This window comes from Starkeya nomas, from assembly GCF_902703545.1.
GTDB lineage: Bacteria > Pseudomonadota > Alphaproteobacteria > Rhizobiales > Xanthobacteraceae > Ancylobacter > Ancylobacter moscoviensis.
In genome coordinates, this window is the sequence record NZ_CACSAS010000032.1 from 1 (window position 1) to 14,132 (window position 14,132).

The 14,132-nt window shown below is 69.1% G+C and carries 17 protein-coding genes; all 17 read left to right on the top strand.

Features of this window, described 5'->3' with window-relative positions:
* The coding region (locus STARVERO_RS22580; RefSeq protein ID WP_159602336.1) for a phage portal protein family protein at positions 1-1,046 on the top strand (1,046 nt) is incomplete at its 5' end.
* A 6-nt stretch (positions 1,047-1,052) separates the two neighbouring features.
* A complete protein-coding gene (locus STARVERO_RS22585; protein ID WP_159602338.1) occupies positions 1,053-2,264 on the top strand; it encodes a phage head morphogenesis protein in 1,212 nt (403 codons plus the stop codon).
* A 352-nt stretch (positions 2,265-2,616) separates the two neighbouring features.
* The gene (locus tag STARVERO_RS22590; RefSeq protein ID WP_159602340.1) at positions 2,617-3,600 is read left to right on the top strand and encodes a phage protease; all 984 of its coding nucleotides are present in this window, start codon (positions 2,617-2,619) and stop codon (positions 3,598-3,600) included.
* A gap of 37 nt (positions 3,601-3,637) precedes the next feature.
* On the top strand, positions 3,638-4,024 hold the full coding sequence (locus STARVERO_RS22595) for a hypothetical protein (protein ID WP_159602342.1): 387 nt from the start codon (positions 3,638-3,640) through the stop codon (positions 4,022-4,024).
* Positions 4,025-4,075: 51 nt separating this feature from the next.
* Complete coding sequence (locus STARVERO_RS22600) at positions 4,076-4,972, top strand: Mu-like prophage major head subunit gpT family protein (RefSeq protein WP_159602344.1); 897 nt, start codon at positions 4,076-4,078, stop codon at positions 4,970-4,972.
* Positions 4,973-5,064: 92 nt separating this feature from the next.
* Positions 5,065-5,727, top strand: coding sequence for a hypothetical protein (locus STARVERO_RS22605; protein ID WP_159602346.1), 663 nt, complete (start codon positions 5,065-5,067; stop codon positions 5,725-5,727).
* Positions 5,728-5,793: 66 nt separating this feature from the next.
* Entirely contained in the window at positions 5,794-6,204 is a 411-nt protein-coding gene (locus STARVERO_RS22610) for a DUF1320 domain-containing protein (RefSeq protein WP_159602348.1), read from the top strand.
* A complete protein-coding gene (locus STARVERO_RS22615) occupies positions 6,204-6,689 on the top strand; it encodes a phage virion morphogenesis family protein (RefSeq protein WP_159602350.1) in 486 nt (161 codons plus the stop codon). The genes STARVERO_RS22610 and STARVERO_RS22615 overlap by 1 nt, the downstream gene beginning before the upstream one ends.
* On the top strand, positions 6,686-7,204 hold the full coding sequence (locus STARVERO_RS22620) for a hypothetical protein (protein ID WP_159602353.1): 519 nt from the start codon (positions 6,686-6,688) through the stop codon (positions 7,202-7,204). The genes STARVERO_RS22615 and STARVERO_RS22620 overlap by 4 nt, the downstream gene beginning before the upstream one ends.
* Positions 7,201-7,794 carry a phage baseplate assembly protein V gene (locus STARVERO_RS22625; RefSeq protein WP_159602356.1) on the top strand — a complete coding sequence of 198 codons (594 nt, stop codon included), beginning with the start codon at positions 7,201-7,203 and terminating at the stop codon, positions 7,792-7,794. Before STARVERO_RS22620 ends, STARVERO_RS22625 begins: the two co-directional genes overlap by 4 nt.
* A 7-nt stretch (positions 7,795-7,801) precedes the next feature.
* A complete protein-coding gene (locus STARVERO_RS22630) occupies positions 7,802-8,101 on the top strand; it encodes a hypothetical protein (protein ID WP_159602359.1) in 300 nt (99 codons plus the stop codon).
* Positions 8,098-8,280 (top strand): hypothetical protein, encoded by a 183-nt coding sequence (locus tag STARVERO_RS22635; RefSeq protein ID WP_159602362.1) that lies wholly within the window; start codon positions 8,098-8,100, stop codon positions 8,278-8,280. Before STARVERO_RS22630 ends, STARVERO_RS22635 begins: the two co-directional genes overlap by 4 nt.
* Positions 8,280-8,639: a GPW/gp25 family protein gene (locus STARVERO_RS22640; protein ID WP_159602365.1), complete on the top strand. Its 360-nt coding sequence runs from the start codon at positions 8,280-8,282 to the stop codon at positions 8,637-8,639. Before STARVERO_RS22635 ends, STARVERO_RS22640 begins: the two co-directional genes overlap by 1 nt.
* Entirely contained in the window at positions 8,636-9,517 is an 882-nt protein-coding gene (locus STARVERO_RS22645) for a baseplate J/gp47 family protein (protein ID WP_159602368.1), read from the top strand. Before STARVERO_RS22640 ends, STARVERO_RS22645 begins: the two co-directional genes overlap by 4 nt.
* The gene (locus tag STARVERO_RS22650; protein WP_159602371.1) at positions 9,514-10,626 is read left to right on the top strand and encodes a phage tail protein; all 1,113 of its coding nucleotides are present in this window, start codon (positions 9,514-9,516) and stop codon (positions 10,624-10,626) included. Before STARVERO_RS22645 ends, STARVERO_RS22650 begins: the two co-directional genes overlap by 4 nt.
* Position 10,627: 1 nt before the next feature.
* Positions 10,628-13,882 carry a DUF4815 domain-containing protein gene (locus STARVERO_RS22655; protein ID WP_159602374.1) on the top strand — a complete coding sequence of 1,085 codons (3,255 nt, stop codon included), beginning with the start codon at positions 10,628-10,630 and terminating at the stop codon, positions 13,880-13,882.
* 10 nt (positions 13,883-13,892) lie between these two features.
* Positions 13,893-14,132 (top strand): hypothetical protein (locus tag STARVERO_RS22660; protein WP_159602377.1); only part of this gene is annotated, 240 nt, incomplete at its 3' end.

The following is a 14,132-nucleotide window of genomic DNA, read 5'->3' on the forward strand; positions in this document are numbered from 1 at the left end:
TGGCGCCGTACACCTTCATCACGCACTTCCCACGGCTCAAGTCGGGACTGCCGGGGCGGGGCGGCCTCGCGCGTCTCGCCCTCTGGTCCTTCATGCTGAAGAGCTACACGCTGAAGGACTGGATGGCGTTCCTCGAAATCTACGGCATGCCGTTCAGGATCGGTAAGTACGGCCCCGGCGCGACCAATGAGGAGAAGGCCGCGCTGCTGCGCGCCGTGCGCGACATCGCCGGCGACGCCGCCGCCATCATGCCCGAATCCATGTCGGTGGATTTTCAGGAGACGAAGGCGTCCACCGGATCGAACGCCTTTGAGAGCAAGGCCCGCTACATCGACGAGCAGCTCTCGAAGATCGTGCTCGGCCAGACCACGACGACGGACGCGATCTCCGGCGGCCACGCGGTGTCGAAGGAGCACAACGAGGTGCGCCACGACATCCTGCGCTCGGATTCGCGCGTGCTCGCGGCGACGATCCAGCGCGACGTGATCGAGCCCTTCGTCGCCTTCAACTTCGGCCCGCAGGAGAACTATCCGCGCCTGTCCTATCCGGTCGAGGAGGCCGAGGACCTGAAGGCGCTGATGGAGAACACCGAGCGCTATGTGCGGCTCGGCGGCAAGGTGTCCTCCAGCGAGGTGCGCGACAAGCTCGGCTGGAGCGACCCGGCCGACGACGACGAACTGCTCGCCGCCCCGCGCGGCGGCGCCGAGGCACCGCCCGTCGAGCCGCCGCCGGCGTCGGCCACGGCGCGCGCCCTGCACCCGGTCTGCCCCGGCTGCGGCCAGCGCCATGCGCCGGCGCTGGCGGCGCAGGTCGCGCCGGCGGACGACGAGTTGGTGTCGATCCTGGTCGAGACCTTCGGCGACTGGGTCGCGATCACCGATCCGCTGTTCGAACCGATGCGCGAGGCGCTGGAGGGCGCCACCTCCTACGCCGAGCTGCGCGCGGCGATGCTGGACGCCCTCACGCGGACGGATCGGTCGGCGCTGGCCGACGCGATCGCGCGGGCGACGGCGAAGGCGCGCGGCCTCGGCGACGTCGAGGACTGACCGTCCATGGCCGACGTGTCGCTGAGCACGAACCCGCCCGAGGATGTGCTGGACTATTGGAACGGGAAGCAGCTGCGCCCGCGCTTCAGCTATCTCGACGTGTGGGCGGAGGAGCACGCCTATGCTCATACCGTCGCGGGCGTCACCGAAATGCGGGTGCTGGGCGAGTTCGACCAGGCCATCGGTCAGGCGCTTGAGCGCGGCATGACCTTTGAGCAGTTCCGGGCCGAAATGCGCGACCGCCTGACGCCGCAGGGATGGTGGGGACCGCGCACCGTCGCGGACCCGACCGGCGTCGATCCGGCCAAGATGGTGGACTTCTCGCTGCCCCGGCGTCTTGAGGTGACATTCTGGAGCAACATGCGCTCGGCACGCGCGGCCGGTCAGTGGGCGCGGGCGCAGCGCTCCAAGCGCATGCTGCCGTATTTTTTGTACGTCGAGACCACGGCGCTGGAGCCGCGCGCCGAGCATCTCGGCTGGGTCGGCCTGATCCTGCCGGTGGATCACCCTTTCTGGCGCACGCATTTCCCGCCCAATGGCTGGGGCTGTCTCTGCCGTGTCCGCCAGATCACGGAAGCCGAGGCGCGCCGGCTGCTCGGCCGGCCGCCCGGCGAGGGCGGCGTGTTCTACCGCAAGACCGCCCCGGCCATCGTCACGGTCCCGCACAAGAACCGGCGCACCGGCGAGATCACGCAGATCCCGGAAGGAATCGATCCCGGCTGGCACACGAACCCCGGCCTCGCGCGCGCCGAGACGCTCATGCGCTCGATGTCGGAGGCGATGGAGGATGCCGGCGAGGACGTCGCCCGCGCGCAGCTGCAGCAGCTCTGGTCGTCACGCACGCCGGAGACGCTGATGCGGCTTCCGCAGCGCGTCCACATGCCGGTGGCCGTGGCGCCCGAGCTGGCGGAGGCGGCCGGGGCGCGCGGCGCGATCGTCAGCGTGTCGAACGATACGCTCAAGACCAAGCTCGGCCATGCCGGCCGGCGCCTGTCCGACTTCGCCGCCGTGCAGCAGCTCTTCGACGCCGCCCGGCCGATCCCCGATCCCCGGCATGCGAATGTGTGGGCTCTGTTCGGGCGGATCGGCCGCCAGTTCGCCCGGCTCGTCCTGGGCAAATCGGCGGACGGTTACCTCTATGTGCGCACGCTGCACCCGCTCGGCGACACGCCGGCGCGCATGGAGGCCCTGGTCAAGAAGCTCGAAAGAGGGGAATAGGCGGCTGGGAGGTCGCGACTTCCTCCGAGGCTGATCCCTGCTCTAGCTTCGCTCAGCCGCCTCACCCAAATATAGCACCATCCGCAAGGATTGCCACCGCGCCGGGGCGGTTTGCAGAGGCGGGCCGTGAGCCGCCGGCGCCCCGGTCCCGATGACTTTCCCATGAGGGGGACTGATCGGCCGTCTCCGGCCTCTTATAGCCTCTTACGGCGCTCTTAAGCGCGTCGTGACGATCCCGGTGGCGGCCGGGCCGGGATTGTGCGATGGATTGCCGTCCCCCCTCGGCATCCCATTCTCGGCCGGAAGCCCTTCCGGGGCGATGGATCGCCGGCACCGCGTCATGGTCGCCGGCATGCCTCAGCACCTCGCCACCGCACGCGCCTCGATCCTGACGCCCATCGCGCTCGCCGCCGCCGGTGCCGTGCCCGAATGGATCATGATCCTGCCGGCCGGCCCGCAGCTTCGCGCGGTCGACGGGCGCTCGTGGACGATCGAGGATCCCGACGCGGTCGCCGCCGCCTCGATGCTGGACGGTCTCGACCTGCCCATCGACTGGGAGCACGCGCAGGATCACCGCGCGCCGAAGGGCGAGGAAGCTCCCGCCGCCGGGTGGATCGACCGGATCGAGGTGCGCGACGGCGCCCAGTGGGCGCATGTCGACTGGACCGAGAAGGGCCGGCGTTCCATCGCCGGTCGCGACTACCGCTACATCAGCCCCACCTTCCTGCACGACAAGGCCGGGCGCATCGCCCGGATCATCGGCGCGGGGCTCGTCAATCGGCCGGCCTTCAATTCCCTGCCGGCGCTCGCCCAGCAAAGCACCACCACCGAGGACACCATGAAGAGCACCCTTGCCGCGCTCGGCCTTGCCGAGACCGCGACCGAAGCCGACGCGACCGCCGCCGTCACCAAGCTGAAGACCGACCTCGTCGCCGCCACCGCCAGCGCGCAGACGCCGTCGCTGGAGAAGTTCGTGCCGCGCGCCGACTATGACCAGGTCCTGCAGCGCGCCACCGCCGCCGAGCAGAAGCTGACCGAGCGCGACCGGAGCGACCTCGACGCCCGCGTCACCACGCTGATCGACGGCGCGGTCGCCGCCGGCAAGATCGCCCCCGCCTCCAAGCCGCACTATGTCGCGCTCGCCCAGAAGGACTTCGCGCAGGTCGAGGGGCTGCTCGCGACCGCGCCGCAGATCGTCAAGCCGTCCGGCCTCGACGATCCCGGCCGCACGACACCGCCGGCCGGCACGCTCGACGAGGTCGAGAAGGCCATGTGCCGCCAGCTCGGGCTGAGCGAGGCGGACTACCTCAAGACCAAGACCGCCGAGGCCGCGTAGGCGCGGCCCGCTCTCCCCTCATCAGGACGCAACACCCATGGCTCTTTCCCGCTCCCGCAACACCAACCGGCGCGACCCGGAATTCCGGGACTTCGTCGTGCCGGCCGGCGTGACCGTCTATCAGGGCGGGCTTGCCGTCCTCGACGCCGCCGGCGCCATCGCGCCCGGCTCCACCGCCGTCGGCCTGACGGCGGTCGGCATCTTCACCGAGGACGCCGGGCCGGGCATGGGCGTTCGCGTCCGACGCGGCTGCTTCTCCCTCTCGAACTCGGCCGCCGATCCGGTCGATGCGACCTCGATCGGCAAGGACGTCTTCATCGTCGACGACGAAACCGTCGCCAAGACCAACGGCACCAACACCCGCTCGCGCGCCGGCACCTGCTTCGCCGTCGACGAGCGCGGGGTGTGGGTGATCGTCGGCTGACGCCGGCGCGGCTCCAACTCAATCGCGGCGCTGCCGCCAGGACCAGCTCAGATGCTTCTCAACACCAGCTCTCTCACCCACCTCAATCGCGGCTTCAAGACCCTGTTCACCGCCGGGCTCGAAGGCTCTGAAACCTACTGGGGCCGGATCGCGACCGAGGTGCCGTCCTCTACGTCTGTCGAGGACTATCCGTGGCTCGGCGCCTTTCCCGGCATGAAGAAGTGGGTGGGCGACCGTGTCATCAAGAACCTGACGCAGCACGGCTACTCGATCGCCAACGAGGACTTCGAGGACACCATCGGCGTGCCGCGTCCGAAGATCGAGGACGATACCCACGGCGTGTTCGCCCCGCGCTTCCGCGCCATGGGCGAGGCGGTCGGCAAGTTCCCGGACGAACTGGTCTTCCAGACCGTCGCCGCCGGCTTCACCTCGAAGTGCTACGATGGCCAGTCGTTCTTCGACACCGACCATCCGGTGATCGACCCGGCGACGGGCGAGGAGGAGAGCGTGTCGAACATGCAGGCCGGCGCGGGCGCGCCGTGGTTCCTGCTCGACACCTCGAAGGCGCTGAAGCCGTTCATCCTGCAGGTGCGCAAGAAGCCCGAGTTCATCCCGCAGGAGGACCCGGCCAACATGCACACCTTCATGAAGAACGAATTCCTGTACGGCGCCTATGCGCGGTACGGCACCGGCTACGGGTTCTGGCAGATGGCGTTCGGTTCGAAGGCCGAGCTGACCAAGGCCAATTTCCGCGCGGCCCGCACGGCGATGACCAGCCTGAAGAACGACGAGGGCCGCCCGCTGGCGATCAAGCCGAACCTCATGCTGGTCGGCCCGTCCAATGCCGACCGCGCCCGCGACCTGATCCTTGCCGAGCGTCTGGAGAACGGCGCGACCAACACGGATCGCAATCTGGTCGAGATCTACGAGGTGCCGTGGCTCATCTGAGCCCGGCGCCCGCCGCCTGACGACCGGAGGCGGCGCCGGCAACGCCGCCTCTCTTTCGCCGTCTGTCTCTTACGCTGCAGGAAACGATCGCCATGGCCCCCGTCACCGCGAAGAAGACCCGCGCCACCAAGGCCGCCGAGAAGGCGAAGCCCGGCGAGGCCACCGTCCAGGCGGCCGACACCACCATCGTCACGAATACCCCCGAGGGGGCGTCTGGTACGGCTCGCGAGGCCCCCAGCGCCGGTAGCGGTGGCGACGCTCTGCAGGCGTCGTCCGGGACACAGTCCGCGCCCCCGTCATCCATACCTGCCGCCCCGCAGCCGGTGCAGAGCACGGGCGGAAAGGCAGAGCCGGAGGCCGAGCCCGTCGGCGATATCGACGGGGAGGTTGCCCAGGCGACGGGTTCCGAGGCCACAAGCCTCCCGGATGAGGTTGCAAGGCCTCGCCGTGCCGTCTCCGAAACCGGCGAGGCATCGGAGGGCGGCTCGGCTGCGGCCGCCCCCGATGCCGACTTGGGTATCGTCTACGAGCCTGCGGATAACCCACCGGAGCAGCTCGCCCGCGGCATCCTCAAGGTCAACGTGAACGAGCACATCTTCGAGGGCTGGCTCGTCGTCATCGGCCCGCCTGAAGGCCGGCGCCGTGCCGGCCGACGCTTCGGGCCGACACCCACCGCCGTGCGGGCGGAAGACCTGACCAGCGAACAGCTCGCCGGCCTCTACGCCGACCCGCTGCTGACCATCCGCGCGACCTGACGGCCGCGCCGCTGTCCTCGATCTCCCGGCGCCTCCCGCGCCGGGAGCTGTCTTCAGGGACCACCCATGTACGCGACCGCCGCCGACATCGACGCAACCTACGGCACCGAGCTGCTCGACCTGCTCGCCGACACCGCCGGCGACGGCGTGCGCGACGAGGCGGCGATCGGGCGCGCCCTGGACGACGCCGGCGCCGTGATCGACGGCTATGTGTCGGCCCGCCACGCGCTGCCCTTGCCGGCCGTCCCGCCGCTGCTGCGCTCGCTGGCGATGGATCTCGCGATCCACCGGCTGGCGCTGCGCCCCGGCAACATGACCGACGAGATCGAGGCCCGCGCCAAAGAGGCCCGTAAGACGCTGGAAGCGATCGGTGCAGGCCGCTCCGGTCTCGGCCTGCCGGCGGCGTCGCCCGCCGCCCAGAGTTCCAATGCTCCGGTGCTGATCGCGCCCGCGAAGCGGTTCGGGGAGATCTGGTGATGTCGCTCACCCTCACCATCAATGTCGACGGCGCCGACAGCGCGCTCGCCGCGCTCGATCGCTTCGCCGCCTTCGAACAGTACCGGCCCGAGCTGCTCGAAGGGCTGGGCAGCATGATGCAGAGCCAGCACCAGCGCCGCATCGAGAGCGAGCACACGACGCCCGCCGGCCGGCCCTTCGCGCCGGTCCAGCGCGGCGGCACGCCGCTCTACGACACCGGGAAGAACCTCGCGGATGCCTTCTATTACGAGGTCAGCGACCCGGAGGTCCGCGTCTCCAACAATTTCATCGGCGCCGGCGTCCTGCATTTCGGAGCGGTCATCACGCCGAAGACTGCCGACGCGCTCGTCATCTCCATGGGCGGGCAGACCGTCTTCTCGCAGCGCGTCGTCGTCCCGCCGCGCCCGTTCATGGGTGTCTCGGCCGACAACACCGTCGAGATCCTCGACGCGATCGAAGCCTTCATCGCGGGGCTCGCCGAATGACCACGCTCGCAACCCTGCTCGACCCCATCGTCGCCGGTCTCGGCAGTCTGCCGGACGTCAAATCCTGCGAGGCGTTCGGCGGGCGCTTCGACATGGCCGCCCTTGCCCGCTTCGGCGCCGCCGCGCCGGCGATCCGGGTCGCCGTGCTCGGCGTCGACAAGATCAACTGGATCGATACCGGCCAGCTGGACGGCGTCGTCGAGGTCGGGGCCTTCATCGTCACGCGGGATGAGCGCGGCAAGCCGCGCGACCTCGCCGTGCTCGGCCATGTCCACAACGTCCTGGTCAAGGTCCACGCCGAGCGCTGGGGACTGCCGCTCGTGCAGGCCGGGCGCCCGGCCCGCTGCGAGAACCTCTACAGCGGCGCTGTGCAATCGGCCGGACTGGCGCTGTGGGGCGTGCGCTGGACGATGAAGCTGCGCATGGGGGCGAACGCCTATGCGCAGAACCTCAGTGCCAGCGTCGAGATCTGGTCGGACGGCGCGGCTCTGGGAACGCTGGGAGGCCAGCCATGACGGACGCCACCATTTTTCGGCGCCTCGCGCGGCTCGAACGCGCCGTGCGCTTTCGCGACTACCACCTCGCCGAGCTGGAGCGCCGGCTCGCCAATGTCGTCCGGGTCGGCACGGTGCACGAGGTCAACCCGGACGGCACCGCCCGGATCAAGATCGGCGTCGATCCCGATGGCAAGCCGGTGCTGACGCCGCCGCTGCCGTGGACCGAGCGCGCCGGCGTCATCAAGACGTGGTCGCCGCCCGGACAGGGCGAGCAGGTGCGCGTGGTCTCGCCTTCCGGCGATATCGGGCAGGGCTGGATCGACACCGGCGGGTTCTCGACCGCGAATCCGTCGCCGTCCGACGATGCCAAGGCGCACGTCATGACGATCGGCGACGTGCGGATCACCGCGAAGGACGGCCGCTGCTCGATCGTCCAGGGCGACGGCGAGATCTCCATCGTTGGAGGCGTCGTCACCCTCAAGGGATTGGAGATCATCACGGACGGCAAGACCCGGCTGAACAAGGGCGAGCGCAAGGTTCACTTCGTCGGCGCGATGGATAGCGGCGGCGACATCGCCATCGTCGGCGCCGACGAAGTGTTCGTGTGAGGAACAGATGAAGCGCAGCGACCTGCCATATTTCTCTGTCGTCGATGCTCCCGATGGAACGGTCCGCCACCTCTCGGAAGACGGCGGCTTTGCCGGGACCGGCAACCACGTCTTCCTACTGGGAGGCAGGGCTTCGGCCACGTTGCTTTATGGCCGGATCGCAAGCCGTGACGATCTGGTGACCGGAGAGAAGGGCACTCCACACCTCGTGATCACCCTGCCGCTGAGGCTGTTCGAGACAATCGACTGGTCGGACCTCGAAGCCATCGTTGCGGCCGATATGTCGGCTGGGGGGGCAGGTCGATGAAGCCCACGTCAAAAACCGATTACGTGCTGCCCGCCGGCGGCTGGGTCAACGGCATCTACGAGCCGGCCGGCAAGGTGCTGTCGCTCACGGCGGACGAGGCGAAGTACCTCGTGCTCGCCGGCACCGTCGTCGCGGACGTGCCCAAGCCCGTGCCGTCTCGCCGGAAGCGGAGCCGCTGATGGCCGGGGTCAACGCGATCGACGGCACCCTGATCGACGGCTTCGACCACGTCGTCCAGTCGATCCGCGACATCCTGCTGACGCCGATCGGCACGCGGGTGATGCTGCGCGACTATGGATCGCGCCTGCCGGGCATGCTCGACCATCCGCTGAACGCGGCGACCGTGATCGACGCGACGATCGCGCTGGCCGAGGCGCTCGACCGCTGGGAGCCCCGATTCCGGCTGCGCTATGTCGAGGTCATCAGCCAGGGCACGGATGGCATCCTCGGTATCGACCTGACCGGCACGTGGTATCCGCGCGGTCACCTCGGGGATTTCACGCCGGCCGGCGAGCACAGCACGCGGGTGCTGGCATGACGGACGGCGTCACCCTTGCCACCCTCCGCGGTCTCCCGCCGGCGCAGGCGATCGAGGAGCTCGACCACGCGGCGATCGTCGACCAGATGGTCGCGAGCTACGCGGCGCGCTGGGAACAGCTGCGGGAGATCGATCCCGAGCTGCCGCCCATGGACACGCTGCAGCTGCGCAGCGACACCACCCGCAAGGCGTTCGAGGAAGTCGCGTTCCGTGAGACGCTGCTTCGGGCCCGGATCAATGATGCCGTCCGCAGCAACCTGCTCTTCTACACGGGCGGCACCGACGCCGATCATCTGGCCATCTTCTACGACGTCTTCCGCATGGGCGGCGAGCTCGACGAGGCCCTGAAGTCACGCACCATCCTTGCCATCGCCGGCCGCTCCACCGGCGGCCCGAAGGAAAGGTACGAAGCCATCGCCCGCGCCGCCGATGTGCGCGTGCGCCACGCTCACGCCTACCGTGTCGGCCGCGATCCCACCGTGCATGTCGCGATCTGGTCGACCGATAATGACGGGATGGCCGACGCGGCGCTGATCGCCAAGGTGCGCGCGGCGCTGGAGACCCCGGCTCACGGCGTCATCAACGACATCTTCAACGTGCGCGCGGCGGTGTTCACGGCCGTGGACGTGACCCTCGACGTCTGGCTGCTGCCCGACGCGATGGAATCGATCCTCGACGCCATCCCCGACGCGGTGATGTCGGCGTGGTCGGCCGAGACGAGCATGGGCTTCGACCTGCTCGCCGAGTGGGTACAGGCACGGGCGATGATCGCCGGCGTGCGGCGCGCGCGCATGACCTCGGCCGAGGTCTACGCCCAGGACTATGAGGCGGTCACGATCCGCAGCGTCACGCCCGTCATGCGCGGGAGGGCGTTTTGAGCACGCACGATCCGCTTCTGCCGAGTGTCGCCTCCCAGCGCGAAAAGGCGATCTCCGAGGCCGGCGACCTCTATCTGCGCCTCGGCCCGTCGATCGACGCCCTTCACGGGCTGAAGCTCAACAACCCGCCGGCGTCGTTCCTGCCGTACCTCGTGTGGGAATACGGCCTCGGCATGCTCTCGCCGTACCTCCCGAACCTCTATGACCTGATCGGCGAGGGCATCGACTGGGAGCGGGTGCGCGGCACGCCCGCCGCCGTGCACCAGGCGCTCGGCTGGATCGGCTATTCGGCGACGCTCGAATACGCCCCTCCGCGCCGGCGCTGGTGGAACCACATCCAGCTCGGGCTCGATCGCGTCCGCGACGACGAGGCCGATCTCGTGCGCATCGACGGCCTGACATGGCTGTCCCTGCCGCTGCGCTCCGACTGCTGGCGCGCCCATTGCGGCTATGACGTGCGGGCGCTGGAGGCCGATGAGGGCCGCGCCGACGAGACCATGTGGGACGATGATTCCGGCGTCGTCATCGACGGTGTGCGGACCAAGTGGAGCTTCGGCCGGCCGGTCTACATCGTCCACGACATGGCGCAGGCCGAGCTGGAGGCGCTCGGCGTCTGGCTGGAGCCGATCGAGGGCGCCGACCTCACATGGGGCGATTTTCCATGGGGCGCTTTCCCGTGGACGGCGGACGGCGCGCTGGCGCGCTCCTCGTCCATGATGCAGGCGACCGGGCCCGGCCCGGCATGGGCGGTGTTCCGCGATGCCGCCGGCGCGGTCCTGTTCTACCGGCGCTGCCGCGTCCGGCGCCCGGTCATCGAGACATTGGAGGGCGTCTACCGGGTCGGCGCCAGCCGCTTCGATCCGGCGCCGGCCGCGACCCGTTATCTCTATGTCGAGGCGCTGACGGACTTCGGCGAGGGCTACGGCAACACCGCCGCCAGCGTCGGCTTCGTCCTTTCCGCGACTCCGGCTCCCGGCTTCAAGCCGGGGCTCCAGCACCTGCCGCCGGGAGCCCTTGAGCCGGCCGGGCCGGTGATCGGCGAGACCCCCATCAACATCGAATTCGGGCGCACCGTGCGTGAGCGCGTCGCCTGCCTGCTGAGGTTCTGACATGGCCTTCGAGCACGAGTCCGGCTTCCCTGACACCCACGACCGATTTTCGGCATTCCCGGACTTCGCGGGACTGGTGTTCCGCGGACGCGCCTTTGCGCAGTCGGCGGAGTGGAACGAGCAGGACTCCATCATCCGCGCCCGCACGCGGCGGATCGGCGACATGGTCGCGCGCGATGGCGACCGCCTCAATGGCGCGGCCGTGGTGGTCGACACCGAGGCCGGCACGATCACGCTGACCGAAGGCTGGATCTACGCGGCCGGCGACGTGCGGCGCGTGCCGGAACGGATCATCGAGGGCGTGGATCTCGCCGGCGACGTCTCGATCGGCATCCGCATCACGCGCAGCTATGTCACCGCCGACGATATGCCGGAGTTGCGCGGCCTCATTCCCGGCTCCGCCGGTGAAGGCGAGGACGGCGCCGCGCGCGTGATCGAGGCGGTGAGCTGGTCGCTGCGCTCGCTTGCCGAGCCGGGCGACTACTACCAAGTCTATCTCGTGCGCGGCGGCACGGTGCTCGATCAGACGCCGCCCGCCAACCTGACCGCCATCGCGCAGCAGATCGCGGCCAAGGACCGGGGCGTGACGGGTGGCAACTACGTCATCGAGGGCTGTCAGGTCACCGCCATCGGGCAGGTCGGCGCCGCCATGCATTTCGCCGTCTCCGAGGGAGCGGCGTCGATCTATGGCTTCACGCGAACCCGTTCGGCGGCGCTGCGTTATGGCGAGCCGCTGAGCTGGGACACCGAGGAGGTGGACGCGGAGCCGCACACCTTCAACGACGGTGGCTCGGGCACCGCGACCATCGCGCTCAATCGCGGGCCGGTGGACCAGATCGGCAGCGTCATTGTGACCAAGCAGATCACGCAGACAGTTGTTCGCGGCAGCCCCAACAACAGCTCCGACGTGCTGCAGCACTCGCCGACCGAGGTGCTGTCGGTCACGCAGGGAGCCACGACTTTCGCCGTCAATACGGGCTGGTTGCTGACGGACGGCAAGATCGACTGGTCGCCGGCGGGCGCGGAACCGGCGGTCGGGTCGAGCTATCAGGTGACCTATCGCTATCTGGACGTGGTGACGCCCGATACCATCGGCGTGCAGTCCGTCACGGTCTCCGGCGGCGTCACCGGATCGGCCGTGATCGTCCGCTACAGCTACAAGCTCCCGCGCGTCGACCGGCTTTGTCTCGACGAAAACGGCGCCATCGTCTACCTGCGCGGCGTGTCGGCGGCGGTGCGCCCCAAGCCGCCGATCGAGCGATCTAACCTGCTCGGCCTCGCCGACATCTACAATGACTGGCGCGGCACTCCGGTCGTCACCAACAACGGCACGCGCGCCTGCCACCTCCCGGAGCTGTGGCGGCACCTGTCCTTCCTGAAGGACCTCGGCGACCTGGTCGCGCTGCTGCGGCTGCGGGCCGACATCGACAGCCGCGAGCCGGTCGCCAAGCATGGCGTGTTTGTGGACCGCTGCGTCGACGACACCTATCGCGACCAGGGCGTTCCGCAGACGGCCGCCGTCTTCGGCGGCTCGATCCAGCTCGCCATTGATCCGACCATCCATCAGATCCCGATGGCCGCGCCGGTGATGCTCCCCTACACCGAAGAGGTGATCATCGAGCAGCCGCGCAAGACCGGCTGCGTCAAGATCAACCCCTATGCCAACTTCAACCCTCTCCCGGCCGAGCTGACCATCACGCCGGCGGTCGACTACTGGACCGAGACGCGGACCATCTGGCTCTCGGACAAGACGCGGCAGATCTCCGGCACCAACGACCGCACCACCGTGACCGAGGAGCTGGTCGATCGCCGGCAGGAGTCGCTCGCCTATCTGCGCCAGATCGAGGTCAACTACACCATCAAGGGCTTCGGCCCCGGTGAGGCGCTGGAGCTGCTTGCCTTCGACAATATCGACATCACGCCGGCGCCGGTGCTTGTCGGCGACGCTAATGGCGAGATCCACGGTTCGTTCGTGATCCCTGCCGATGTCACCGCGGGCTCCAAATGGCTGTTCGCCGGCGGCGCGTCTGGCGCGGAGGCGTGGGCGGAGTTTGTCGGCGCCGGCACGATCGACATCACCACCATGCAGCGCCTGGTGTCGATCGAGACGGTCCCGCCGCCGCCCGACCCGACACCGACGCCGGCGCCCGATACGCCGGGCGCCGCCCCGAACCTGCCGCAAAATGTGATCCGCCAGTGGCGCTTCGCCACCGGACGGGGGAACTCGGGGCCGGTGAAGTCCGACCCGCAGGCGCAGTCCTTCGCGCTGCCGGAGACCCGCCATATCACCGGTGTCGAGGTCCAGATCTGCAAGGTCGGCGATGCCGGCAATCCGATCTCCATCGGCATCGTCCCGATGCGGGACGGCGATCCGACCGAGGAGACCATGGCGTCGGCTGTGGTGCCGATGACAACGGTCGCAGTCGGCGACCGGGTCAAGGCCACCTATCCCGCGCCGTTGGCCCGTACGCCCGACACCATGCTCGCCTTCGTCGTCAAGTCCGACGACAACGAGCACTCGATCTCCATCGCGGATCTCGGCGCCTATGATGCCGGCGCCGACGAATGGGTGACCCAGAACCCCTACACGATCGGCAACCGCCACAGCTCCAGCAACGCGGTCTCGTGGGATCACCACCAGGGCTCCGACCAGACGTTCTGGCTGTATGCGGCGAAGTTCACCTCCACCGAGCGGCGCGTGCTGCTCGGGACGGTCGCCCTCGTCGATTGCTCGGATCTCGTGATCAAGGCGACGGCGCACCTGCCGACAGCCGAATGCAGCCTCCACTTCGAGGTGGTCCGGCCCGGCGCCGGCGGCACGATCGTCATGCTCCCGGACGATCCGGTCGAGCTCACGGAGTACATCACCGAGGAGGTGGAGGTTTGGGCGGTGCTGCGTGGCACCGAGATGGTGAGCCCGGTGCTCTTTCCGGGCGTGACCGTCATCGCCGGCAAGCTGCGGGCGACCGGTGACTACGTCAGCCGCGCCTTCGCGGCCGGCACCGCCGTGACGGCGATCGCTCGCTACAAGGCGCTGCTGCCGGCGGGCGCCACGGCCACATTCACGCTCGACAAGACCGACGGCGTCTGGAGCGCCATGCCGGCCGGATCGACCGAGGTGCTGAACGACGGCTGGATCGAGCGCAAGCATGAGTTGGCGTCGATCACCGCCGATCAGGTGCGGGTGCGCATCCAGCTGACCGGCACGCCGGCGGCGCGGCCCGCCATCTCCGATCCGCGCTTCATCACCTTCTGAGGAGGCCATCATGCCCGTGATTGATGACCGCACCGCCGTCCTCGATGTCCCCAAGCCGAACGCGGCGAACAACCTCTCGGATGACGTCGAGCGGCTGCGGCTGGCGACGGAGGCGTTCGCCGTCGCGATCCATGCCAACGCCCAGGCGATCGACCTGCGCGCGCTGCGGGAGCATGTGCACGAGATCGGCCACGTCACCGGCCTGCTCGACGCGCTCAACGCCAAGTCGGACAAGACGCACAAGCATGCG